The 22,751-nt window shown below is 50.6% G+C and carries 28 protein-coding genes and 1 tRNA gene; 20 read left to right on the top strand and 9 right to left on the bottom strand.

What is annotated here, in order from left to right; all coding sequences use genetic code 11:
• The first annotated feature begins 9 nt into the window (after positions 1-9).
• From IT084_RS16230 to IT084_RS16205, 6 genes are all read left to right on the top strand, one after another.
• Entirely contained in the window at positions 10-1,152 is a 1,143-nt protein-coding gene (locus IT084_RS16230; protein WP_195713934.1) for an acyl-CoA dehydrogenase family protein, read from the top strand.
• 237 nt (positions 1,153-1,389) lie between these two features.
• Positions 1,390-3,483 carry a sigma-54-dependent Fis family transcriptional regulator gene (locus tag IT084_RS16225; RefSeq protein WP_195713933.1) on the top strand — a complete coding sequence of 698 codons (2,094 nt, stop codon included), beginning with the start codon at positions 1,390-1,392 and terminating at the stop codon, positions 3,481-3,483.
• A 147-nt stretch (positions 3,484-3,630) separates the two neighbouring features.
• Positions 3,631-4,131, top strand: a complete 501-nt coding sequence (locus IT084_RS16220; protein ID WP_195713932.1) for a cyclic nucleotide-binding/CBS domain-containing protein — start codon at positions 3,631-3,633, stop codon at positions 4,129-4,131.
• A gap of 179 nt (positions 4,132-4,310) precedes the next feature.
• Positions 4,311-4,766, top strand: coding sequence for a PaaI family thioesterase (locus IT084_RS16215; RefSeq protein ID WP_279327894.1), 456 nt, complete (start codon positions 4,311-4,313; stop codon positions 4,764-4,766).
• 103 nt (positions 4,767-4,869) lie between these two features.
• Positions 4,870-5,157 carry a type II toxin-antitoxin system prevent-host-death family antitoxin gene (locus tag IT084_RS16210; protein ID WP_195713931.1) on the top strand — a complete coding sequence of 96 codons (288 nt, stop codon included), beginning with the start codon at positions 4,870-4,872 and terminating at the stop codon, positions 5,155-5,157.
• Positions 5,141-5,461 (top strand): type II toxin-antitoxin system RelE/ParE family toxin, encoded by a 321-nt coding sequence (locus IT084_RS16205; protein ID WP_195713930.1) that lies wholly within the window; start codon positions 5,141-5,143, stop codon positions 5,459-5,461. Before IT084_RS16210 ends, IT084_RS16205 begins: the two co-directional genes overlap by 17 nt.
• Positions 5,462-5,697: 236 nt before the next feature.
• Here IT084_RS16205 and IT084_RS18320 read toward each other — a convergent pair whose 3' ends face one another.
• Positions 5,698-5,793: a hypothetical protein gene (locus IT084_RS18320; protein WP_243277036.1), complete on the bottom strand. Its 96-nt coding sequence runs from the start codon at positions 5,791-5,793 to the stop codon at positions 5,698-5,700.
• A 279-nt stretch (positions 5,794-6,072) separates the two neighbouring features.
• On the opposite strand from IT084_RS18320, the gene brxF reads away from it, so the two are divergent.
• The 12 genes from brxF to IT084_RS16140 all read left to right on the top strand — a co-directional run bounded on the left by brxF (position 6,073) and on the right by IT084_RS16140 (position 14,888).
• Positions 6,073-6,393: a BREX-3 system P-loop-containing protein BrxF gene (gene brxF / locus IT084_RS16195; RefSeq protein ID WP_195713929.1), complete on the top strand. Its 321-nt coding sequence runs from the start codon at positions 6,073-6,075 to the stop codon at positions 6,391-6,393.
• A gap of 159 nt (positions 6,394-6,552) precedes the next feature.
• Complete coding sequence (locus IT084_RS16190) at positions 6,553-7,017, top strand: DUF6079 family protein (protein WP_195713928.1); 465 nt, start codon at positions 6,553-6,555, stop codon at positions 7,015-7,017.
• 445 nt (positions 7,018-7,462) lie between these two features.
• On the top strand, positions 7,463-8,071 hold the full coding sequence (locus IT084_RS16185; protein ID WP_195713927.1) for a GerMN domain-containing protein: 609 nt from the start codon (positions 7,463-7,465) through the stop codon (positions 8,069-8,071).
• A 124-nt stretch (positions 8,072-8,195) separates the two neighbouring features.
• Positions 8,196-9,572, top strand: a complete 1,377-nt coding sequence (locus tag IT084_RS16180; RefSeq protein ID WP_195713926.1) for an SIR2 family protein — start codon at positions 8,196-8,198, stop codon at positions 9,570-9,572.
• 365 nt (positions 9,573-9,937) lie between these two features.
• Positions 9,938-10,264, top strand: a complete 327-nt coding sequence (locus IT084_RS16175; protein ID WP_195713925.1) for an alpha/beta-type small acid-soluble spore protein — start codon at positions 9,938-9,940, stop codon at positions 10,262-10,264.
• Positions 10,265-10,491: 227 nt separating this feature from the next.
• Positions 10,492-10,653 (top strand): hypothetical protein, encoded by a 162-nt coding sequence (locus IT084_RS16170; protein WP_195713924.1) that lies wholly within the window; start codon positions 10,492-10,494, stop codon positions 10,651-10,653.
• Positions 10,654-10,699: 46 nt separating this feature from the next.
• Positions 10,700-11,398 carry a cytochrome c biogenesis CcdA family protein gene (locus IT084_RS16165; RefSeq protein ID WP_195713923.1) on the top strand — a complete coding sequence of 233 codons (699 nt, stop codon included), beginning with the start codon at positions 10,700-10,702 and terminating at the stop codon, positions 11,396-11,398.
• A 12-nt stretch (positions 11,399-11,410) separates the two neighbouring features.
• Positions 11,411-11,971, top strand: a complete 561-nt coding sequence (locus IT084_RS16160; protein WP_195713922.1) for a TlpA disulfide reductase family protein — start codon at positions 11,411-11,413, stop codon at positions 11,969-11,971.
• Positions 11,972-12,101: 130 nt separating this feature from the next.
• Positions 12,102-13,283, top strand: a complete 1,182-nt coding sequence (locus IT084_RS16155; protein ID WP_195713921.1) for a glycerol dehydrogenase — start codon at positions 12,102-12,104, stop codon at positions 13,281-13,283.
• Between the two features lie 201 nt (positions 13,284-13,484).
• Positions 13,485-13,581 (top strand) — tRNA-OTHER (locus IT084_RS16150).
• Between the two features lie 25 nt (positions 13,582-13,606).
• Entirely contained in the window at positions 13,607-14,692 is a 1,086-nt protein-coding gene (gene yedE / locus IT084_RS16145) for a YedE family putative selenium transporter (RefSeq protein WP_195713920.1), read from the top strand.
• Complete coding sequence (locus tag IT084_RS16140) at positions 14,676-14,888, top strand: sulfurtransferase TusA family protein (protein WP_195713919.1); 213 nt, start codon at positions 14,676-14,678, stop codon at positions 14,886-14,888. Before yedE ends, IT084_RS16140 begins: the two co-directional genes overlap by 17 nt.
• 46 nt (positions 14,889-14,934) lie before the next feature.
• Here IT084_RS16140 and IT084_RS16135 read toward each other — a convergent pair whose 3' ends face one another.
• The gene (locus IT084_RS16135; protein ID WP_195713918.1) at positions 14,935-15,843 is read right to left on the bottom strand and encodes a hypothetical protein; all 909 of its coding nucleotides are present in this window, start codon (positions 15,841-15,843) and stop codon (positions 14,935-14,937) included.
• A gap of 192 nt (positions 15,844-16,035) precedes the next feature.
• Here IT084_RS16135 and IT084_RS16130 point away from each other — a divergent pair, with 192 nt between their 5' ends.
• Positions 16,036-16,254, top strand: coding sequence for a hypothetical protein (locus IT084_RS16130; protein ID WP_195713917.1), 219 nt, complete (start codon positions 16,036-16,038; stop codon positions 16,252-16,254).
• A 32-nt stretch (positions 16,255-16,286) separates the two neighbouring features.
• Here IT084_RS16130 and IT084_RS16125 read toward each other — a convergent pair whose 3' ends face one another.
• Genes IT084_RS16125 through IT084_RS16110 form a run of 4 tightly spaced genes read right to left on the bottom strand, consistent with a single transcriptional unit; the run spans position 16,287 to position 19,351 of the window.
• Complete coding sequence (locus IT084_RS16125) at positions 16,287-17,192, bottom strand: metal ABC transporter permease (protein WP_243277035.1); 906 nt, start codon at positions 17,190-17,192, stop codon at positions 16,287-16,289.
• Positions 17,189-17,959: a metal ABC transporter ATP-binding protein gene (locus IT084_RS16120; RefSeq protein ID WP_195713916.1), complete on the bottom strand. Its 771-nt coding sequence runs from the start codon at positions 17,957-17,959 to the stop codon at positions 17,189-17,191. The genes IT084_RS16125 and IT084_RS16120 overlap by 4 nt, the downstream gene beginning before the upstream one ends.
• Before the next feature lie 10 nt (positions 17,960-17,969).
• Positions 17,970-18,914, bottom strand: coding sequence for a metal ABC transporter substrate-binding protein (locus tag IT084_RS16115; RefSeq protein ID WP_195713915.1), 945 nt, complete (start codon positions 18,912-18,914; stop codon positions 17,970-17,972).
• Positions 18,915-18,919: 5 nt separating this feature from the next.
• Positions 18,920-19,351, bottom strand: coding sequence for a Fur family transcriptional regulator (locus tag IT084_RS16110; protein WP_195713914.1), 432 nt, complete (start codon positions 19,349-19,351; stop codon positions 18,920-18,922).
• Positions 19,352-19,575: 224 nt separating this feature from the next.
• Between IT084_RS16110 and IT084_RS16105 the strand changes: the two genes are divergently transcribed.
• Positions 19,576-20,373 (top strand): MBL fold metallo-hydrolase, encoded by a 798-nt coding sequence (locus tag IT084_RS16105; RefSeq protein ID WP_313885506.1) that lies wholly within the window; start codon positions 19,576-19,578, stop codon positions 20,371-20,373.
• A 61-nt stretch (positions 20,374-20,434) separates the two neighbouring features.
• Here IT084_RS16105 and IT084_RS18705 read toward each other — a convergent pair whose 3' ends face one another.
• The 3 genes from IT084_RS18705 to cdhC all read right to left on the bottom strand — a co-directional run.
• Complete coding sequence (locus IT084_RS18705) at positions 20,435-20,566, bottom strand: hypothetical protein (RefSeq protein ID WP_279327893.1); 132 nt, start codon at positions 20,564-20,566, stop codon at positions 20,435-20,437.
• Positions 20,567-20,745: 179 nt separating this feature from the next.
• Positions 20,746-21,099 carry a CGGC domain-containing protein gene (locus IT084_RS16100; protein WP_195713913.1) on the bottom strand — a complete coding sequence of 118 codons (354 nt, stop codon included), beginning with the start codon at positions 21,097-21,099 and terminating at the stop codon, positions 20,746-20,748.
• A gap of 339 nt (positions 21,100-21,438) precedes the next feature.
• Positions 21,439-22,751 (bottom strand): CO dehydrogenase/CO-methylating acetyl-CoA synthase complex subunit beta (cdhC, locus tag IT084_RS16095; protein WP_195713912.1); only part of this gene is annotated, 1,313 nt, incomplete at its 5' end.

Genomic DNA, 22,751 nt, shown 5'->3' with positions numbered 1-22,751 from the left:
GGTGGCAATGTGGCTTTAGACTTTAATACCGGCGACTACAAAATATTCAGGGATGCTTTCAAAAAATTTATCGCCACGGAGATCATCCCCTATTACCAGCAGTGGGAAGAAGCGGGGCTGGTTCCCAGGGAAGTATGGCTTAAATGCGGCGAGCAGGGTTATTTATGTCCCTGGGTGGAGGAAGAATATGGCGGCTCCGGGGCGGATTTCGGCTATTCGGTGATTATTGCCGAAGAATTGGCCAGGGCGGGCACCCATGTGATGTTTCCCCTGCATAGCGATATTGTTGTGCCTTACATCCATTCCTTTGGTACCACGGAGCAAAAACGGAAATGGCTTCCCGGCTGTGTATCCGGGGAAATAATTGCCGCCGTGGCCATGACCGAACCGGATACCGGATCAGACCTTTCTGCTATTAAAACAGTGGCGGTTAAAGACGGTGATCACTATATTTTGAACGGCGCCAAAACATTTATCTCCGGGGGGGAAAACTGCGACCTGGTAATTGTGGCCTGCAAAACCGACTCCCGGGCCAATCCCCCCCACCGGGGGATCAGTCTGATCGTGGTGGAAAACGGCACTCCCGGTTTTCAAAAGGGGCGCAGGCTGCACAAAATGGGTCTAAAAAGCCAGGACACGGTGGAGCTGTTTTTTGAAAATTGCCGGGTGCCGGCGGCCAACCTGTTGGGTAATGAAGGAGCGGGGTTTTATTACCTGATGCAAAAACTGCAGCAGGAAAGACTGGTGGCCACCATCGGGGCACAGGCCCTGGCCGAGAAAATGCTCCAGGAAGCCATCGACTACGCCTGCGGGCGTACCATATTCGGCAAACCCGTGGCCAAATTTCAGCATAATACCTTCAAGCTTGTAGAAATGGCCACAGAGGTTGAACTGGGCAGGGTCTTTCTGGACCGGTTGATCGAGGAGCACATGGCGGGCAATAATGTGGTAAAAAGAGTATCCATGGCCAAATACTGGATCACTGAAATGGCCAACCGTGTAGCTTATCATTGCCTGCAGCTTTACGGGGGGTACGGCTACATCGAAGAATATCCCATCTGCCGGGACTACCGGGATATCAGGGTGCAAACCATCTACGCGGGCAGCACTGAAGTAATGAAATCCATCATTGCCAAAGAGTTGGGTTTGTAAGCCGGATTGCTCGTCGCCGCGGTGTTGGGCGGCAAAATCAAATATGATGATTAACTATCAAGTAAGCTGGCGCCGCAGTAGATTTCTGCGGCGTTTTTCCTTTCACAGAACTGTACATACGGACTATTTCTTGCATTTGGGCAATGTTGTACAGTAGTTTAAATTGAAACAAGAAAAAGGATAAATATCAGAAAAGGCAGAATTATCTATTAACAGGGTTTGAGAGGAGGTGTTTCTATGCGTCTGGGCGATATGATGACACGGGATGTACCCTTTTTACACCCGGAAGATACCCTGGAGCGGGGTGTTAAGCTGTTAAGGAAAACAAAGTTGGAAGGACTTCCCGTGGTGGACGCTTGGGGTACCTTGATTGGGATTTTTACCAAGGCCAACTTGATGGATGCCTTTTTGTCCGGAGCCGTTAGTTCCGAACCCCTGGAAAGATACTTCAACCGTCAAGTTGTTACAGCACATGTGGATACCCCCTACCCGGAGGTTGAAAAAATTGTCAAAAACAGTCCCGTAGGAACCGGAATTGTTGTTGATGATCAAGGTAATGTACTGGGTATTTTTACAAAAGTTGATATGATTATGGCACTGTTCAAGCAATCAAAAAAATTGGCCACCCAGCTAAATACAGTTTATAACCAGATGCATAACGGAATTATTGTCATTGATAAAAATAATAGGATTCAGTTGATTAACCAATCGGGGGAAAAGATTCTGGGGCTGAAACAGGAAAACATACAAGGATACCTGTTCGACGACATCTTTCCGGATCTAAGCCTGGATTCTGTAATTAAGGACTCCCGGGTGATTGTAGGTGTTAAAGAGAGACTAAACGGGGTTAAAACACTGTGCAATATCAGTCCCATAATTGTGGAAAACGGAGTGGCAGGGGCGATTATTATCTTTCAGACGCTTACCGACCTTGATCGGGTGGCCTCTGAATTGGAATCAACCAAGCGTTTGTATGAGACCCTGCTAACGGTACTGAATATCGCTTATGAAGCCATTATCGTGGTGGATGATCAAGGAAAGGTGATACTGGTTAACGAAGCAGCTTGCCGGTTTTTCGGCAAACAGGAACAGGAGTTGCTAAATAGGCCGGTGAACCGGCTGGTTGAAAATACAAGGTTGCTCAGGACGCTTAGAACAGGCGTGGCGGAAACCAATAAGATAGAAATTATTGGTGGAAGGCCTTATGTAGCTTCCAGTATACCTATCATCAGGAACGGAAAAATCATCGGCGCCATAGGCAAAATTGTCTACCGGCAGTTGGAAGAAGTGAAGGAACTGGCCGAAAGGCTGGCGCAAATGGATCAGGAATTGAACTACTATAAAGAGAGAGCCGGGAATGCCAGGGATATTATTACTTTTGACCGGATCGTAACAGTAAACAAGGAAATGCTCAAATTGAAACATGAAGCGGAGGTTGTCGCCAGGGGCACCTCCACGATACTATTGACCGGGGAGAGCGGCACGGGGAAAGAACTGTTTGCCGAGGCCATTCACAACGCCAGCCCGAGGCGTAAGTGGCCCTTTGTCAAGGTAAACTGCGCGGCTGTGCCGGAAAACCTGCTGGAGTCCGAATTCTTCGGTTACGCCCCGGGCGCCTTCACCGGGGCTCAAAAGGGCGGCAAGCCCGGAAAGTTTGCTGTTGCCGATGGTGGCACATTATTTCTGGACGAAATTGGAGACATGCCACTTAACCTCCAGAGCAAGCTGTTGCGGGTATTGCATGACAAGTGTTTCGAAGCGGTGGGCAGCAACCGGACGGTTAAGGTGGACGTGCGGATTATTGCCGCCACCAACCAGGATTTGCTGCAAAAGGTTGAGGCGGGGGAGTTTCGCCAGGACCTTTATTACCGGCTCAACGTGATCAACTTTAAACTGGTGCCCCTGCGGTACAGGCCGGAGGACATTGTTCCCCTGGTGCACGTATTTCTGCAGAAATTCAACAAGGAGTTCGGGTTGCATCTAGAGGATGTTTCGCCGGAGGTCCGCAAAATTCTTGTCAACCACCACTGGCCGGGGAACGTGCGTGAGCTGAAGAATGTCATCGAAAGGGCGGTCAACTTTTCCACCGGTACGATCCTGGAAACCGAAAGCCTGCCGTTTTACCTGAGAGAACAAGGGAAGCCGGGCCATACCTCCTCCGGAGTTGATAACACGTATTTCACCGGCTACCCCAAAAACAGCCACATCGACCGGGAGACACTGTTGCAAGTTTTGCGCCAAGTGAACGGTAACAAGTCCCGGGCGGCCAAGATGTTGGGCATCAGCAGGTCGTGGTTGTATGAAAAAATGCGTAGATATAATATAATTTGATGATTGTTACGGTTGGGCAAAAATATGTTACAATTCAAACGTAAATCTGCAATCAATTGAGTCGGCGTGTTAAACGGCAGAGCTGTGAGAGTATACTAGAGGAAGGGAAGTATGCGGTCCATTTAAGTGGCGAGGGAGGGTTTATCAATGCCCGGAACAAAAAAAGTTAAAGAATTAATGGTCCCCTTATCCGAATACCCGGTGGTTTATGATACCGACAGTTTAAAGGAAGCAATCCTGGTTTTGAAAAAATACATGGCCGGGGGGAAGGGGCACCGGTCCTTACTGGTTTTCAGCAAAAGCAAAAAAGTCGGCGGCGAAGAACAATTGGTCGGTATTTTAACAGTCAGGGATATCCTCAACGCGATTAAAGCAAATACTTTAAGCTACAATGGTGCGGAGTTGTTTGAAATTTCCTGGTCCAAGTTTTATCATCGAGATCCTTTAAAGGAACCTTTTATCACTAAAGTTGGCGATGTTATCCGGCCGCTGGTACAGGCGTTTGTGCAGTCCAACCAGGATGTTACCGGTGCCATCCGGCTGATGATGACCAAAAACGTGAGCTTGTTGCCGGTGTTCGAGGGCAAAAAGGCGGTGGGGGTTATCCGGGCCATCGATTTGCTGGATTATCTCGGGGCAATGATTTAACCAAGAACCGGGCAATGATCGGATTCTTGACAGAACATGCGAGGTGCTTCTGTTGCTGGAGTGAATATGTGGAGTTATGCCGGCTTTCAGGGAAACGGAAAAAAAGGAAATCCTGTAGGCGTTTTCGAAGGTGTATGAATTAAAAAACCATTGGAAATTATTCAGGAGGCTGGTTAAAAATGATCGTCGCTCAAGAAGTGCTGTCATTATATGGTGTGGAGGATAAGGAGTCTTTTATTGAAGAGATGCAATCCCGGATTAAAAATTCAATTATTGGAGTACTTGGGATTGAATACGTGGAACTTACGCCAGATCGTGTGGTGATGACTATGCCGGTAGGACCCAAAACCTGGCAACCATTGGGTATTCTACATGGAGGGGCATCTGTTGTATTAGCGGAAACAGCAGCGTCAATGGCAACTGCCATCAATATAGACCCCCAAAAATTTTATCCGGTTGGAATGGAAATTAATGCAAATCACATACGGAGCAAAAGCAACGGTGTAGTAACGGCAACCGCTGTCCCTTTGCACAAAGGACGCAGTACAATGGTCTGGGATATTAAAATAACAGATGAAGATGGTAAATTAATTTGTGTTTCCCGTTGTACAATGGCGGTTATTGCTAAGAGGTAAACAGTTGGGAAGGTTTGATGCATATTTACAGATACCAATAAGCGTAGTATTATAAGAATATGATAAGGGTAAAATAATACTACTTTCAGGGGGTGATCAAAATATGATAAATATAAAACCATCGGCTGCAATTCGAAAAAACTACAACGAGATTTCCAAGCTATGCAAGAAGACCGGAGAGCCTGTGTACCTGACTAAAAACGGTGAAGGCGACTTGGTAGTAATGGATATTGAAGCATTTGCAAGACGCGAAAGTATGTTACGCCTCAGGGAACATCTAATTGCCGCTGAGGAAAGCCGGTTAAGCGGTAAAAGCGGTTATTCCATTGACGAGGTATCCTCCATGATGAAAGTAGCTATCAAGGAGGTACTGGATGGAAAACGCCAATAAAAAGTACACGGTGATTATCTCCGACGAAGCAACTCAAATGCTGGTTTCCCACTCACGATTTCTGGCTCAGGTCAGTGAAAAAGCTGCATTAAAACTCATAGCCGAGTTCAACGAAAAAGCAAAATCTTTGGAGGAGTTTCCAGAGCGAAACTCCTGGCTCTACGATCCTTTTATTCCTGCCGGCAAGTACAGAAAGCTTCTTATAGGCAAGTGGTATCTGCTGATTTATCAGGTAAAAGGTAACACCGTATATGTGGACTATGTGGTGGATTGCAGGCAGGATTACGGCTGGTTGCTATATTAGAATATTATGACGAGGTTAGGGCATTACGGTAGTAGCATATACCGGCTGGCCATCCTTGATTTGATAAAATTTAATATTTGGGCTACAAACGTCATATTTAAACCAAGAGATTCAACCAGACTACCCATTTAGCTTTCTTTCTCCCTCCCTTCACAATTAAAGTTTAATTTGCGATAGAATACTGTTCAGGCGGTCTTCTTTGACCCGGGGGGCGGGACCAAATATTTTCGCAAGTCCTACCGTCCCGTGCTTAATAGCCGGGTTACCGCCGTTTCTTCCATGCCGGTCAACTCTGCTATTTCAGTGTAATTTAATCCTGATACTTCTCGCAAAACCATTACCAGCATTTCTGTAGGTGAATTGGATTGGACAGATAGTCTTAATCCAAATAAAATTTAAATATAGGGAACTGCATTAAATGCGTAAGCTCCCAGTACATCCGGTTGCTCCAAATGTCGGAATTAAAATTAGCATGGATGGTAAGGGCAAAACAAAATTAACACGTCATGCAGGTTTCTTTTTTGAGTGTAACAGTTAGTTCGTTACAAACCTGATGCAAAGTTTTTACATAAATGTTTCTTATTTATTTGATCTTATGAGAGGTTTTGGACATGGATTTACAGCAGCTTATGGACATAATCACGGGAGCTAAAAGCAAGTACTACAAGCTAATTCTGGTCGTAAGCCCTTTTGCGGAAACTAACACAAGGCACCTGAAAGAAGCCAGTGAACGGTTTAAATATCCTTACGTCAATTTCAGCCTGGTTCTGTCTGCTAAGTTAATAGATATTCCCGTAAACAAAAGACGTTCCCACATCATCAACCTGCTGCCCGGCTTTACTAAAGCTTATGTTGGGGACGTTATTCTTTTAGATCATATAGAATTATTATTTCTGCCCGATCTGGGGGTGGACCCGGTAAGGGCACTGTAGTCGATCAGCCGCAACAAAACCATCGTGGCTGCCTGGGCCGGTGATTTTGACGGGGGGAAACTGACTTATGCCAGCCAGGGTCACCCGGAATATAAACGGTACCAGGACCTGACCGAAGAAGATTGTACAATTGTTCCGGCTTAAAAGGGGGAAAATTCTTTGAAATACGGTGATTTGGTACAATTTGAACCCATTGAAACAGTGGTACAGGTTATGGAGACCAACGATTATACAGAGGACCAGCGGCTGGTTCAAACGTTTGTTATCTCGGAGCGCATGGCGGAAAAAATAAGGGACATTGCCATCCCCCACCTGCAGTTTAATGAGCAAAAAGACAACAAAGCACTCCTCACGGTGGGCAATTACGGCACCGGTAAATCACACTTGATGTCGGTAATATCCACGCTGGCGGAGCATGCCGAAACACTGGAAATGGTCCAGCACGCCGGAGTAAAAAAAATTTCCGCTGCCATTGCCGGTAAGTTCAAGGTTTTCCGCACGGAAATCGGCGCGTCCACCATGCCTTTACGGGAAATCATCTGCCAGGGAATAACCGGTTACCTGGAAACCATCGGGGTGGAGTACACATTTCCGCCGATGGACCAGGTAACCAACAATTCTTAAGTTTGGCAAAGGATCCCGCGAAATTTGAAACGCGGGTAAGTGGTCACCAGGTTCGAGTTGATGGAGCCATTCTGATATGGGGCGCGGTTACTTCCGAAGGTAAAGCCGAAGTAATTGCGGAGCATGGCTTTGCCGACGTATTGTCGGTGGAGACAATGGTTAACGACCTCCGCCAATGGAAACAAGGTAGCTGGATTAAAATGATTGAACAACTAAAATGTTGGAGTAACGAACTGTATGATGCTTGGTCAGGAAGAATGTAGGTTTATTATTGAAGAACAAATAAGGCTTGCCGCGTTTAAGTGGTTGGAAGAGCAAGTACTTACTACATACCCTAAAAAGATTTGAGTTCTATCACCGGCGAAATGTTTTAAGCAACTTTTTTCAGGTATGAAACGACTAATATAATAGATATTAGTTTTAAGTCCATCAGGGAGGTGTGCTGATGACGCGAGGTGCAAAAAGATTCCGGCTTGGATTTGCCTTGCTGGCGGTGGCGGTACTTTTAGTGCTGGCCATAGTGGTTGCGGGTTGCGGTAAAAAAACCGCGGAGTCGCCGCAAAACGGGAAAAACCCGGGGGTTGTGCAGGAGCCCGGTGAAAACGGTGATGACCGGGACGCCGGGACGCAGCAGGCCGGGCAAAAAGTAACGCTTTATTTCAGTGACGACCAGGCCATGTATCTGGTTCCCGAGGAGAGGGAAGTGGTCACCGGTGGTGACACCCTGGAGGCGGCAACCGTAAAGGAACTGATTAAAGGGCCCCGTAAAGCCGGTTTAAATAAAACCATTCCCGAGGGAACGAAATTGCTTTCCGTGTCGGTGCAGGACGGGGTGGCCTATGTAAACTTCTCCAAAGAGTTTAAAACAAAGCACTGGGGTGGTTCGGCCGGTGAAACAATGACTATTTATTCCGTGGTAAATACACTGTGCAAGCTGCCGGGTATCCAGAAGGTGCAATTCCTGCTGGAGGGCGACAGGCAGGAAAGTATTCTGGATGGCAACATGGATACCAGCGTACCCGTTGAACCCGATTTCACCCTGGTGAGAGAATAGCTGCGGGAGCTTGAAAACAGCGGAAAGTTGACGCTTCTCCGCTGTTTTTGGTTTGTCCCCGGGGCATGCGGCAAAGGAACCCGGGAGATAATATAGAAAGATTTGTGCAAAGAGGTTTTCAGGAATGATCACCCGGGAACAGCTGGTTAAAAAATACGTGGAAATGCTGCGCTGCGGCCGGGCCGCGGCGTTTTTGGGTGCGGGGGTTTCCAAGCCGGTGGGGTTTTTCGACTGGCGGGAACTGTTGAGGGAGCCGGCCAAAGAACTGGGGCTGGATATCAACAAGGAGCATGATTTAATCGGGCTGGCCCAGATGTACGTGTTGCGGAAAGGCAACAGGGGACGGCTTACGCAGGAAATTCTCAATCATTTCGGCAGGGATGTGGCGGGCACGGAAATTCACAGGATCCTGGCCGGGCTGCCCGTGACTAAAATATGGACCACCAATTACGACCTGGTGATCGAAGAAACTTATCGCCGGGAGGGAATCGACTGCCATGTCATCCGGGACGATACGGCCCTGGCGTATTCCAACATCAACGCCCCGGTGACGGTTTATAAAATGCACGGTGATGTTTCGCAACTGAATGACATCGTGCTGACACGGGATGACTACGAGTTTTATGATTCAACACGATCGGCAATGTCCAGCGCCTTTTATTGCGCCCTGGTTGAATACACATTCTTGTTTCTGGGCTTCAGTTTCAACGACCCCAATTTGCAAAGGGTTTTCGGCAAAATCAGGGCCATATTTAAAGAAAATTCCAGGGAACATTTCACCATCCTGCGTGAGCCGCAGCCCCGGGATGAAGATTATCAATATGAAAAAAACAAGTTCGACCTGTTCGTGGAAGACCTGAAGCGGTATAACATTCAAACTGTGGCGGTGAAGGATTACGGTGAAATAACGGAGATCTTAAAAGACATCGAACAGGCTTATTACAGAAAAAGTATTCTTGTCTCGGGAAACGGTTACCGGGCGGGGACAGGTTTCGACGAACAGCGGCTGCGGGATCTTTGCTACCGGCTGGGGAGGTACATTATCGCCGGGGGGTACAACCTGACCTCGGGCCTTGGCCCGGGCATCAGCGCGCTTGTCCTGTCCGGAGCCATGGAGGAACTGTACAGGAGCGGTAGGCGTTCCGAGTTTCATGTGCGGTTCAATCTTTTTCCTTTTACCGGCAACCAGCCCGAAATGCGGGACCGGTATACGAAAGGCCTGATGCTAAAAAGCGGCTGTTGTATATTTATATCCAGCGGCGGGGAAGATCGCGCTGCGGTTGCCGCAATGATGCGGGAATACGAGAAAGCCGGGGAACTGGGCAAAATTGTAGTCCCGGTGGGCGTCACCGGGCCCGTGGCCCGGCAAATCTGGGAGCGGGAAAAGCGGTGTTATGCCGGTACGAAACTGGAGCAAGCTTTTGATGCCTTGGGTGCCGGCAGCAAGTCCAATGATGAAATAATTGAGGCCATATTTTCGATTATCAGTGAACTTGCTTAATTTATTGGCACAAACATCAAAAACACCGCAGCGGCTGGCGATCCGGCGGATACCTGGAGTGAGTGGAACACTGGATGCGGCCGTTTTTGCAGCGAAATCATTTTTATTTATTAACTAATACTACAGCGTAAATTCATCTTCTAAACCTGACTATCATTAGGATTATAGGAGCTTCAGCTTTTTTCGGGTGAGCCTGGGAGAAACCAGGTTTCGTCTTAATACATCTTCTAAATTACGCTGTAGTACTAATTTTTAAATGCCTGATTTTTACCGGCATAAATAAATATAAAACAAGGAATACTATCATTAATAATTGGATATGCTATATATTTTGTTTAAATGTGCCATGGGAGGTGTCTGGAAGATTGGAGAATAATGTCGTACCGGTAACCAATTATTCACTCCCGGAACTGTTCAAGGTAACATCCGCCACGGGGCTGGTGCCCGGGGAACTGCAGCCGTATGTCAATCCTGCCCTGGAGGAGTTTAAAAATGAAATGGCGGCGGAACTGGGCATGCCTGATTACGCCCACATCGATAAAGGCGAGCTGAGCAGCCGTCAAAACGGTAAAGTGGGCGGGGGCATGACCAGAAAAATGGTTGCTTTTGCAGAAGCCGTCCTGGCCTGGCATTATAGAAACAAGATGCTGGGTGACGCCGCAAATAACCACCGGGAGCTATTGCCTGAATAAAAATATTTTAACCGGTTTCATTTAAAAGGGAAAAGTAAACTAAAGGAAACGCTTAAAATCGTGCGGAATCAGGGGCGCGGGCACGGGTGTCCGCGCCAGCCTTCATTTGAGCCAGGGCGGTCGCGGTTTGGACGCCTGGTGCGAATGGTTGAAAACAATCGCGGCGGAGACGCGCGGAGGAAATACTGGGCCTGGACCCGCTCTACCTCGCCAACGAGGGAAAATTCATGGCGATAGTTGAAAGTGACAATGCCGGTCTTGCCGTTGATCTGCTCAGGCAAACCCCTTACGGGCGGGGCGCCGCCGTAATCGGAGAGGATACTCTCTTTGTCATGATCATTACTTTGTTTTGTCATACTTGTTACATTATTATAAATCAAATAGAATAGTTTAAGGTAATTTAAAACAAGCCTGTTTGATGCGCGAGGTAATAACATGGAAAACGCTTCCGCCGTTAATTCCGGCATCGCTTTTTTGTTTGGTTTGCTTTCTTTTTTGTCTCCGTGCGTTTTGCCATTGCTGCCCGGTTACCTTTCATTTATTGCCGGCACTAATATAGCGGGTCAAAGCGTGCCTTCCCGGCGGCGTGCCCTTTGGAACAGCACAGGATTTGTGCTTGGCTTTAGCGTTTTATTTATCGCCATGGGGGCGGCGGCAAGCGGAGTTGGGCAGTGGCTGGTGAGAAACCAGGAGTTATTGATGCGCGCTGCGGGCGTTATCATCATCATTTTCGGCCTGCACATAAGCGAATTGCTGCCGGTAAGAATTTTCTACCGGGAAGCCCGGTGGCACCCGGGAAAAGGGTTGCCCGGCTGGCCAGGCGCCTTTGTTTTCGGCCTTTCCTTTGCGGCCGGCTGGACTCCCTGCGTCGGGCCGGTGTTGACCACAATTCTATTGCTGGCGGGAAGCTCGGAAACGATGAAGCAGGGGGTACTGCTGCTTGTGTTTTATTCCCTCGGGCTGGCCATTCCTTTTGTGCTGGCGGCTTTGGGTATTGGTTGGATTCATCGCCGCCTGGCCGGGTTGACGCGCGTTTTACCCTATGCCAACGCTATCAGCGGAGGTTTATTGATCGCCATGGGAATTTTACTCCTGGCGGGGTTGTGGAACAGGCTGGTATTATTATTTTATTAAGGGAGGAAATTCATGAAACCAAAGCTGTTAACTGTGCTGGTGGTGGTTTTGCTGGTGGCCGCGGGGTTATGGCTGGCCCCACCCGGCAAGGAGGCCGCCGAGGGAGAACTGGCCGGGGAAGTGGCGCTGTCCCTACCCGGGGAGCAAAGAACCGTCCAGGTGGATAAAATCCCGCCCGATTTTTTTATCATCAAGAATGATCAACAGGCGCTGGCCCTGTCTGAAATCAAGGATAAATATGTGTTCATTAATTTTTGGAACACCTGGTGCCCCCCCTGCCGCGCTGAAATGCCGGATTTGAACAAATTGTACCTGGAGTATGGCGGCAAGAACGTGGAGTTCATTTTCATCAACATCGCCGGCCAGGAAAAATCACTGGCGGACGTTAAATCCTTCCTGGCCGAAAACAATTATTCCATACCGGTTTATCTTGACCGGCAGGGGGAAGTGGCCAGGGCTTACGGTATCCGGGGCATCCCCACCACGGTGGTGATCAACCCCGCGGGAGAACTGGTTTATGCCGCTTCCGGCCAGATTAATTATGAACAGGCCAGGTCTTTAATCACCGAATAATGGGCCTTATCCTTGCTCCCGATTGGGCTAAAAAAAGCGCCGGGGTGAAGGCGTTTGCCGCGTAATTTGCATGACAATGGGTAACATAAACGTAGAGTATTTAGCCTTTTTCGGGAAAGGAGAAAAACGCATGACCAGGATTATTATCTCGCCCAACAAGTATATTCAGGGGGATGGAGAGTTATCCAGGATCAAGGACTACACCGCTGCCCTGGGAAACGCTTTCTTTATTATTGCGGATGAGTTGGTTATGTCCCTGACCAGGAATACGGTGGAAAAAAGTTTTCAAGGCGGCGATGCCAGGCTGGTATTTGAAAAATTCAACGGTGAGTGTTCAAGGGAGGAGATCGACAGGTTAAGGGAAATCGGCCGGAAAAACGGCTGCAACGTGGTAGTGGGCATCGGCGGGGGTAAAACGCTGGATACCGCCAAGGCCATTGCCTTTTACGAAGGCTGGCCCGTGGTTGTTGCGCCCACCGTGGCGTCCACCGATGCCCCGTGCAGTGCGCTGTCGGTCATTTACACGGAAGAAGGGGTATTCCGGGAATACCTGCTGCTGCCCAAAAACCCGGACGTTGTGTTGGTGGACACCGGGATAATCGCCAATGCGCCAGTAAGGACCCTGGTTGCCGGCATGGGCGATGCCCTGGCCACCTATTTCGAAGCCCGGGCCTGCGCGGAATCAAACTCGGCCACCATGGCGGGAGCGACGCCCACCAAGGCGGCCCTGGCCCTGGCCAGGTTGTGCTACGATACCCTGCTGGAGGATGGGCTAAAAGCCAGGCTGGCCGTGGAAAGTAAAGTAACCACGCGGGCCGTGGAAAATATCATCGAGGCCAACACCTATTTGAGCGGCATCGGGTTTGAAAGCGGCGGGCTGGCGGCCGCCCATTCCATCCACAATGGTTTTACCGTCCTGGAGGAATGCCATCATTTATATCACGGGGAAAAGGTGGCATTCGGGACTATCGTGCAATTAATCCTGGAAAACAGCCCCATGGCCGAAATTGACGAAGTGATCACCTTCTGCGTCAGCGTCGGGTTACCGGTTACATTGCGGGAAATTGGTATTGAAGAAATTAAAAGAGATGAACTGATAAAGGTGGCTGAAGTGTCCTGCGCCGAAGGGGAAACTATTTTCAACATGCCCTTTCCAGTGACCCCGGAAGACGTGTACGCGGCCATACTGAGCGCCGATGCGCTGGGCCGGCAATACGTCGCCGTGGATCTGGAAGACCTGCCGGTTACGCTTCCTGAGGGCGCCATGCGCAAAGCGCCCGGGCAATTTACCGATCATCCCTCGATTCACTGACAACTCCGGGGTTGTTTGGACCCCGGGGTTTTTTTCATGACGGACCCGTTTGTCGGTTGCATCAACTCATCCATAATACAAGGCTGTGGGCTTTTAATGCCGGTGCTCTATAAAAAAAACTTGGTATTTAGTAATTATTTATAAATAAATTAAATTATAGCCATAAAGGAATAACATGAAAAGGAGTTGAATAAGTAGAACGGGGAAAACTGGACTGGTGCTCCCCGCGGGCTACAAACCCGCCGGCCTGCCCGCAACCCGGGCGGGAGTCCGGTTCGATTCCGACTTTTCCCCTCCAAGTCAGTTTTCCGGGAGGTTGGTTCATGCAAAACAAAAGGTTACTGGTGGGCGTGACGGGTGGAGTCACCGGGTTGCTGGCGGTGTTGCTGGTTAAATACGGGAACCCGCCCAATATGGGCTACTGCATTGCCTGTTTCCTGCGTGACATCAGCGGCGGACTCGGGTTTCACAAAGCGGCTCCCGTTCAGTATGTGCGGCCGGAAATACTGGGTATGGTGACCGGCGCCTTTGTAGCTGCCGCACTGACAAGGGAATACAGGGCGGTGGGCGGTTCCAGCCCGCTGGTCAGGTTTTTCCTGGCTTTTACGGCCATGATCGGCATGCTTGTTTTTCTGGGATGTCCCGTACGGGCTGTGTTGAGGCTGGCGGGTGGCGATTGGAACGCGATTGTGGGCATCGTAGGCCTGGTTGTTGGTGTCGGGGTGGGAATTTATTTTTTAAACCGGGGTTTTTCCCTGGGCCGGGCATCGGTTCAACACAACATCAACGGGTATATATTCCCCGGATTGACTATTATTTTAACCGGACTGGTATTATCAGGTGTTCCCGTTTTTTATGCCAGCACGGAGGGGCCGGGTGCCATGCATGCGCCGGTGTTTCTATCGCTTGGGGCGGGCGTTGTCGTAGGCGTACTGGCGCAGCGCTCTCGCTTCTGCATGATCGGTGGAATCAGGGACTTCATTTTGTTTAAAGACTTACACCTGCTGACCGGCTTTTTCGCCCTGCTTGTAGTTGCTTTTGCGGGTAATTTGGTTACCGGGGCTTTTAACCCGGGTTTTACCGGCCAGCCGGTGGCTCATAGCGACGGTCTGTGGAACTTCCTGGGCATGGCCCTGGGCGGCACCGCTGTGACATTGCTGGGGGGCTGCCCCTTGAGGCAACTGATCGCGGCTGGTGAAGGCAACACGGACTGCGTGATCACCGTGCTGGGTTTTGTGGCGGGCGCGGCTTTCGCCCATAACTTCGGCCTCGCGGCCAGCCCCCAAGGGGTTCCCGTGGCCGGCCAGTGGGCCGTAGTGGCCGGGTTGGTTTTTGTTCTGGGAATTGGGCTGTGGGGCGCCAAACAATTCGCAGCGACGGGAGGTGTCGGCCTTGAACAACATCATTGACGCCAGGGGACTGTTATGTCCCGAACCGGTTTTATTAACAAAAAGAGCGATTGATAACCTGCCCGGCGGTTCCGTTCAGGTGCTGGTGGATAATCCGGCCGCCCGGGAAAATGTAACCAGGCTGTGCGTAAACAAGGGATGGAATGTTAAAGTGGAACAGCGTGGTTCCGAGTATGTTCTTCAAATTACAAGGTAAAAATTAAGAACCCAGGCTACCTTCATCAACCTGGGTTTTTTTAACGTCAGCGCGGCTGACGGGATTGGCCGAAGTTATACCTGCGGGTTTCAATTAACGGTTCGATGCCGAAACAATGCAGGAAGTTTTGCAATTCTTCAATCACTTCGATGAGTTCCACCGCCCGGGCCTCCGAATCATAAATGGCCCGGCCGAAGGCGTATGCCCCCTCGCGCCGGGGCGTTTGTTTTTGGGGCGGCAGTTGATCTTTGCCAAACCACCTTTTGGCCGTAGCGTACGGTGTATGGAAGCAAAATTGGTAATCCCGGCAGCAAACGTTAAATTCATATAAACTATAGTATTTATATTCCCTGGTGCACCTGGGGCAGCCCCTGGTTTTGTCCAGGTAATCGACGTAGCTCAAATTCTGGTTTTTCGCTCTGGTTTTACAATCGGGACACAGGGTCAACTTGCTGTCTCCCTCGATAAAACTCACCTGGAGCAGTTCATCGCCGTTATAATAATGTTGAACGAAAGTGTGCAGTACCTTTTCCTTGAGATCGTAAAGGTAGGGATTGCCCGCCTTGGCGTAATGATTCAGGTGGTATAAATAAAATGACGCTTTTAGAATTTGTTTAACTTGTCCCGGTAAAGAATCCAGGGTCTGGAAAAATTGTTCCTTGCGCTTGATTTTATCCTGGTAGGACCTGTGCCTGCAAGCCCTGGCGCGGGCCAGCCTGTTTGCTCCGAAACGGAAATTGTCATATCTTTCCCATGCTTGCTTGATCCGGGGTATGTCCGCGATCAGATTCCGGACCTGGTCGGCGCTGAATAATTGCATATTTCCATTTTTAAATTGCTGGTTGGCCTTAACTTCCAGGTAACCTTCCGCGGTCAATCGTCCGATGCTTTTCGGTGCTATACCCAGGGCTTCGCAGACCTGGGCCGGGTTTAAAAGCATGCGTGATTCCACCATAACTTTCCCCCTGACACCTATGATAGACTACTTTATCACAACCGGGTTTGAAAAAGAGCAGGTAAGCATTGTTTTAATCGCAAGTCCCTGGTGTTGATAACAACTAAGTAAAGGATGCCGGTTGATTATGTGGAATACTTTATAATATAGTATATATTAAGTATCATCAAGTATATCAAAAGGATGGTTATGATGACAGTTAAAATTGGTGAACCATATTTTGTGGACGAACTGGTTGTTTACTTTATTAATGAAAACGAGGCCCTGGTTACCGACTATGATTGCCGGTATGAGTTGAGGGCAAGCGAGAACAGCTGCGAATGCTGCACTTTCCGTTTCAGGTCGCGGGTGAATCCCCGGTTCATTTGCAGGCATATCGACGCCGTCAGGCGCATGAAAAATAAAGCTTGACCGGGCAAGGCCGCCCGGAGCAACCAACCACTTTAATGATAAAAGGACAGGCCGTCCTTTTCAGGCACTTGTTTTGACCGGTCCCCGGACCGGTGGAAAAACTTTTTGTTCAGGTATTTCCACAAGTTTTGCAGGTTGCGCCTGCGGGGCGAACAGGTGAAGGCCAGCAGGAAAAGCAACCCGGCAAACAGCACAATGGTCGACCCGGAGGCAAGATCGTAGTTGTAAGACAGCCAGAGCCCCGCCATGGCGGAGAAAACCCCGGTGACCACGGACAAAAGGATCATCCGGCGGAAGTTTCCGGTTAATTCGTGGGCCGTCGCCGCAGGGATGACCAGCAGGGCGGAGGCCAGGATAATGCCGACCACCTTGACGGCAATGACCACGGTAACCGCGATGCAGGTCAACAGCAAGTAATACAAAAAGCTGACCGGCACGCCGTTGACCCTGGCCATTTCCTCGTCAAAACACATAAACAGCAACTCTTTAAAGAACAGGCCCAGCAAAAGGAGAATGGCCCCGCCCAGGCCTACTAAAACCCTGAGGTCTTGCGCATTTACGGCCAGGATATTGCCGAATAAAAAGCTGAACAGGTCCGTGTAGTAGCCTTCAGTCAAACTGACCACGGTAATCCCCAGTGCCATGGCGGAGGAAAAAAATATGCCGATGGATACATCCTCCTGGATCTCCCCCCGCCGGCTGACAAAGCCGATGCACCAGGCGACCAGAGTGGCGAAAATTCCGCCCGCCAGGACCGGGTTGACCCCGAGAAAAAGGCCCAGGGCCACGCCGCCGAAGGCGGAGTGGGAAATGCCCACCCCCACGAACGAAAGCCGTTTGAGCAGCACAAAAAAAGATACAAACGAGCACAGGATGCCTACAATGACCCCCGCCAGTATTGCCCTTTGCATGAAATCGTAGGCGAGCATATCCATCATGCCTGTTTCCTCCATCCGTTTGAACCGAATATAATATCGAACTCGCACCTGAACGGCCGGTCGCCGGACAGTTTTTCCATGACCTCGCCGGGGCTGCCGTGGATGTGCATGGTTTTGTTGATGCAGATCAGCCTGTGGGCGTTGGCGGATATCGCCGCCAGGTCGTGGGACACGGCGATTACCGTCAGTTGTGTTTTGGACTGCGCTTCTTTTACCAGCTTGTAAAAATTGTTCTGGGCGCCGGGGTCCAGGCCGGTTGTAGGCTCGTCAAGGATTAACAGGCTCGGCCGGGAAGCCAGGGCGCCGGCCAGGAACGCCAGCTGCTGCTGCCCCCCCGATAGTTCGCCGATGGGGCGGTTTTTCAATTCCAGGATGCCGACCCTGGCCATGATTTCGTCGGCCAGCATTCTTTGTTTCCGGCCGGGCAGCCGGAACAATCCCGTTTCCCCGGCAGTGCCCATGAGCACCACGTCACCGACGCTGGCGGGGAAACGGCGGTCAAACTGCGGTTTTTGGGGCAGGTAACCCACCCTGTGTTTCTTTCGGTTCAGCTTAACCGGGTTTTCCCCGAAAACCCGCACCTGTCCCCGGTCGGGTTCCAGCAGTCCCAGGATCAGCCGCAGGAGCGTTGTTTTACCCGCCCCGTTGGGCCCGATAATGCCGGTAAAACTGCCTTGTAAAATGGCAAAACTGATATCCTCCAGCACAGTTCTGCCCCGTACGGAAACGTAAACATGGTTGAAATCCACCACGATATCTTTGGTCATCTGCAACACCTCAGCGAAGCGCCCGCTCGAACACCTTCAGGTTGGAGCGCATCATGTCCAGGTAACTTCCGTAGCCGGGGATGTTTTCAGCCCCCAGGGGGTCCACGGTATAAACCGGGACCTTCAGTTCCGCCGCGATAACTTTCGCCGCTTTGGGGCTGGCCTGGGGTTCAATAAGCACGGCTTTGGCCTGACCGGTCCTGGACCTGTCAACCACCCGGGCAATCCACAGGGCCGAGGGTTCCTTGCTTGGAAACTCTGAAACCGTGATATCCTCCAGATCATAGCGCCGGCTGAAATATCGCCAGGAGGAATGAAAGGCGACAAAGGAGCGATACCGGAACTTGGAAGTTGTCTCTTTAATTTCCCGGTGCAAAAGATCGAGTTTCTTGTCGTAAGCCTCCAGGTTATCTTGAAAATATTGCGTGTTGCCGGGAGAGACTTCTCCCAGAACGGCCGCGATTTTCGGCGCTATTTGTTCCCTGACCAGCACCGGGTCCAACCACACGTGGGGGTCTCCGCCCGAATGATCGTGGTCGTGGCCTTCGGGCGCGGCGTGGCCTTCTTCCCGTTCGTGCAAAGGACTGAGCAATTCAATGTTGTCGGTTACCGTGACCGTAACCATGTCCGGGTTGGCGGAACCGGCCAGCTTATCGGCGAAGGAATCCAGCCCCGCGCCCACCTTGATAAACACCCGGGCTTCGGCAAGTTGTTTCACCTGTTCGGGAGTCGCTTCAAAGGTATGGGGACTGCTTCCGGGGGGAAGCAGCGTGGTCACTTCAACCTTTTCGCCGCCGATATTGCGCGCAATATCGGCGAGCGGGAAGATGGTGGCGACAACCCGTATTTTTGATTCCCCGGCCCGCGGGTCTTGTTCCACGTTTTCCGAACAACCGGTCAACCAGCCGGTCAGTAATAACAGGAATGTTGTTAAAACCAAAACTTTTTTGGCCAATCCCATCAACCTTCCTTTTGACAAGACCGGCACTTATCGCAGTAGCCGGAAAGCTCAAAATTATGAAACAAGACCTCCAGGTCGTTTTTGCGCGCTTCCGCCAGTTGCCCGGGGCCGATGGGGCAGCCTTTGAGGCATTTTACTTCCCCGCATTTGAGGCAAATGAAATGGTGGTGATGCTGTTGCACCAGTTCAAACCGGTCGCCACCCCGGACCCGGATCCTGTTGGCCACCCCGATGAAGGACAGCACTTCGAGGTTGCGGTACAGCGTATCCTGGCTGATTGTCGGTATCTTGTCTTTGACCTGGTGATACAGTTCCAGCGCCGTAAGCGGCCGCTCGTTTTTTGACAACACTTCGATAATGACGCGGCGCTGGCGGGTAAGTTTATAGCCTGAATCCTGGAGCAGTTTTGCAATGTTTTGATTAATAACCAATGAACACCCTCCTAAATAGGAATATTCCTATTTTCCATGCGATATGCCATAAATCCTGCTTGAAGAATATTTTTAGCACGGGTTTTTTACCCGCTTCATTATGTCACTACGACGTTATTATTTTTTTAAAGGATAAATTTGGGCGGTTGTAGAATTTTGAACATAAACCACTGGTTTTGGAGGGAATTGTTACATTTCGGTTGAACGGTGGGGAGGCGGATTTGGTGGGTGGATTAATTACCGGTAAGCATGAGGGAGTGGTTTACGCCGGGTGCACCATCAAGCTGTTTGGTACGCGGCTGAATACTTACGTTTACGTAACCGACGGGTTGCTGGTGGACACGGGGCCAAGCAGGTATAACCGGGAATACGCGAACTTTTTCCGGACGCAGCCTGTAAAGCAGGTGGTGCTTACCCATTTTCACGAGGACCACAGCGGCAACGCCCCCTGGCTGGAAAAACAGGGCATAGCCGTGTATGTTCACCCGGCGGCGGTGAACGTTTGCCGGAAACCGGCCCGGTTACCGTTTTACCGGTTCATATTTTGGGGCGCGCGGGAAAAATTCAACCCCCTGCCCGTGGGCAATACGCTAAAAACAAAGCATAAGGTGTTGCAGGTTCTGGAGGTGCCCGGGCACTCCCCGGATCACATCGCGCTTTACGATCCCGCAGAAGGGGCTATTTTTACCGGTGATTTGTTTGTCACGCCCAAAACCAGGATTGTGATGAGGCCGGAGAATATACCACAAATCATGCAATCGCTGCGAGTTTTACTGCGGTATGATTTTCAAACGGTTTATTGCGGGCACGCCGGGGTGGTGGATGAGGGCAAGAAAATGATTCAAATGAAACTTGACTACCTGGAAAACCTGCGGGGCGAGGTGCTTGAATTATATAACAGGGGTTTGAGTATCAAGGTCATCAATAAAAAACTTTTTCCGAAAACCGCTCCACTTACATACCTCTCCGGCAAGGAATGGGCCTCGGAGCATATTATCAGGTCCATTATCGAGGACAGCTAAGAAGATGGATTAAAATATCAGAGGCCGTAATTGAAACGGCCTCTGATCAGTTAATAGTTTATTAAATAAATATAGTTGCAACACCGATTAAAAACCCAAAGAAAATCACCGCTGGGATGAAGTTAATAGGATGCCACTCGGAATAATCCATTTTAAAATCTTCTTGTACCGGCTCCGGATGATGCGGATCCATTACTACCCCTCCCCGAAAATTCGTTTTATACTATATATTTTACACGGGTAACGCTATAACCTGCAAATTTTTTCGGGAATTTATTTATGATTTGCTTTGGGGATTTGAATAAACAGCACATTATTTAGAAGTAAATATAACGAATTACATTGGAGGATAATGATGAGCCGGTTAAACAATTAGTAGTTATGCGTACCCACAACCACGGGGACCCCATACTTGCTGGAAAGCATTTCCTTGACCTTGTCCAGGTCAATGGAGCAGGCCGCTGTTTTATTGGCCTTGACCATGCAGGTTCCCAGGTGAATGGTGTCGATATCGCGCTCCAGGTAATCAGCCATTTCCATCACCAGGCCGACCTTGGGCATAACCAAGCCCGGGCAATCGCCGCACCCGCACATGGCCACTATTTTTACTGAGTCGTAATTGGCGAACTCACCTTCTTTGAGGTCGGCAGCCTTGAAACACTTGAGGCAGGCAACGCAATTGATATCTCTGATTTTCGCGCAGGTAACGATTAAAATGTTGGCCACAGTCCCACTCCCCTTTTTTAATGATTATTTTTTTATTATTTTACTTTCATCATTGTGTTTGTAAAATCCTTTTGTATAACTATTTTATTTTGGTTAATTGACAAAAATTAAAAGTATAAGGCGAAAGGTTTTATTCCACCTTGCTCTCCCGCACGGCCCGGCTGTCTTTGATCGCCTGTTCGCAGGCGTAACCGGCAATGGCGCCGTAAACGCCAAGGCCGCTGCCACCCAGCCCCGGCGTTAAAAAAATCGCCCTGGCCGGAGGGAGGATTGGCCAGGGGGAGGCTAAAGTAACGCCAAGAATTATATTTGTATGCCAAGATTAATTACATAGTTTTATTACATCAACGGATCCATGGTCAGCGCGGGGTGCCCCTTCTCCTCGAGGAAGGGCAGGATCTCCTCGCCGCTGGTGCCCACGGTTTCGTCGGCGATCTTATCCACGAAGTCCTTGCCCAGCCCGGCGTTCTCGGCCGCCTCTTCCAGCGCGGCGCGCAGCTCTTCCTTCAGGGCCTTGGGCATCCACACCAACCTGCCCAGTCCGCCGTCGGCGGGCACAAACTTGGGCGAAGCCAGGTAGGACTTACCGATACCCATGAAGCCGGGCATCTGGGCGCCGCCGCCGATGGTGCCGGCCAGCGTGCTGAAGGTCATCCCGGACGGGGTCATGCCGCCGTGCTCCCGGTTGACCACCATGAAGCCGTTGCACTCGGGCACCATGGCCAGGATGCACTCGAAGCAGCCGCAGGAGGTCATCGGGTATTCCATGATGGTGTAGAAGTTGACGGCCTCGATGTTGCGCTGCGAATTGTTGTAGCAGAACTCGTTGAAGGACTTCCACTGGCCCTTGACCGGGTCGATGACGCCTTCCTTGGGAATGGGCTGGTTGGCGCCGTGCGGGTTGATTTCGTAGGCCGCCTTGGCGTCCAGCCAGCTCACCGCGCCGCACAGGCCGACCCGCTCGGGCGCGATCACGCACACGTGGGTGGGCGCGAAGCTCTGGCACAGGGTGCAGGAGTAGAAAGTGTCCACCAGTTCGTCCTTGAGCTGCTTCAAGCGGTCGTCCCGCTTCTTGTAGTATTCCCGGGCCACTTCCCGCATCTCCAGCACTTTCTGCTCGTCGGTGTAAATGGTGATCTGCACCCGGTCCACGATGGAGGCGAATTCGGACTTGAACTTGGCGTACAGGATTTCACCGATGTGCTTCAGGCGGAAGCCCTTGGCATAGGCGTCCTTGCTGATGCGCACCCACATGATGTCCCGCTGGGCCACGTGCCACAGGCCTTCGCCGTAGTTGGTGAAGTAGTGGATGCGGCGCTCCAGCACGGGCTCGAAGTCTTCCTGCATCTTGCGGCCGTAGACGTCCACCACGATGCCCAGCGGCATCCGGCCGCCTTCGGCGACGGTGTCGATGTCGGGGCCGACGAGCTCGATCTTGCCGTCTTCAATGGAGTCGTCCGCCATGCGCACCAGCTCGAAGCCCGGGGTCTTGGTGCCGCCGAACTCGACGTACATGTCTTTTTTGCGGATGGACTCGCCTTCAAAGGCGGGACCGACGGTGATGGGCACATCGATGTCCACGGCGGTAATCTTGATGCCCCGCACCTCAAGGCAGGTCTGGACGATTTTGTCGTAGTCGGGTTCGCTGATGA

Origin of the sequence: Desulfallas sp. Bu1-1 (genome assembly GCF_015594625.1) — a bacterium.
Lineage (GTDB): Bacteria > Bacillota > Desulfotomaculia > Desulfotomaculales > Desulfallaceae > JADNRQ01.
This window is presented reverse-complemented; position numbering and strand designations above follow the sequence as displayed.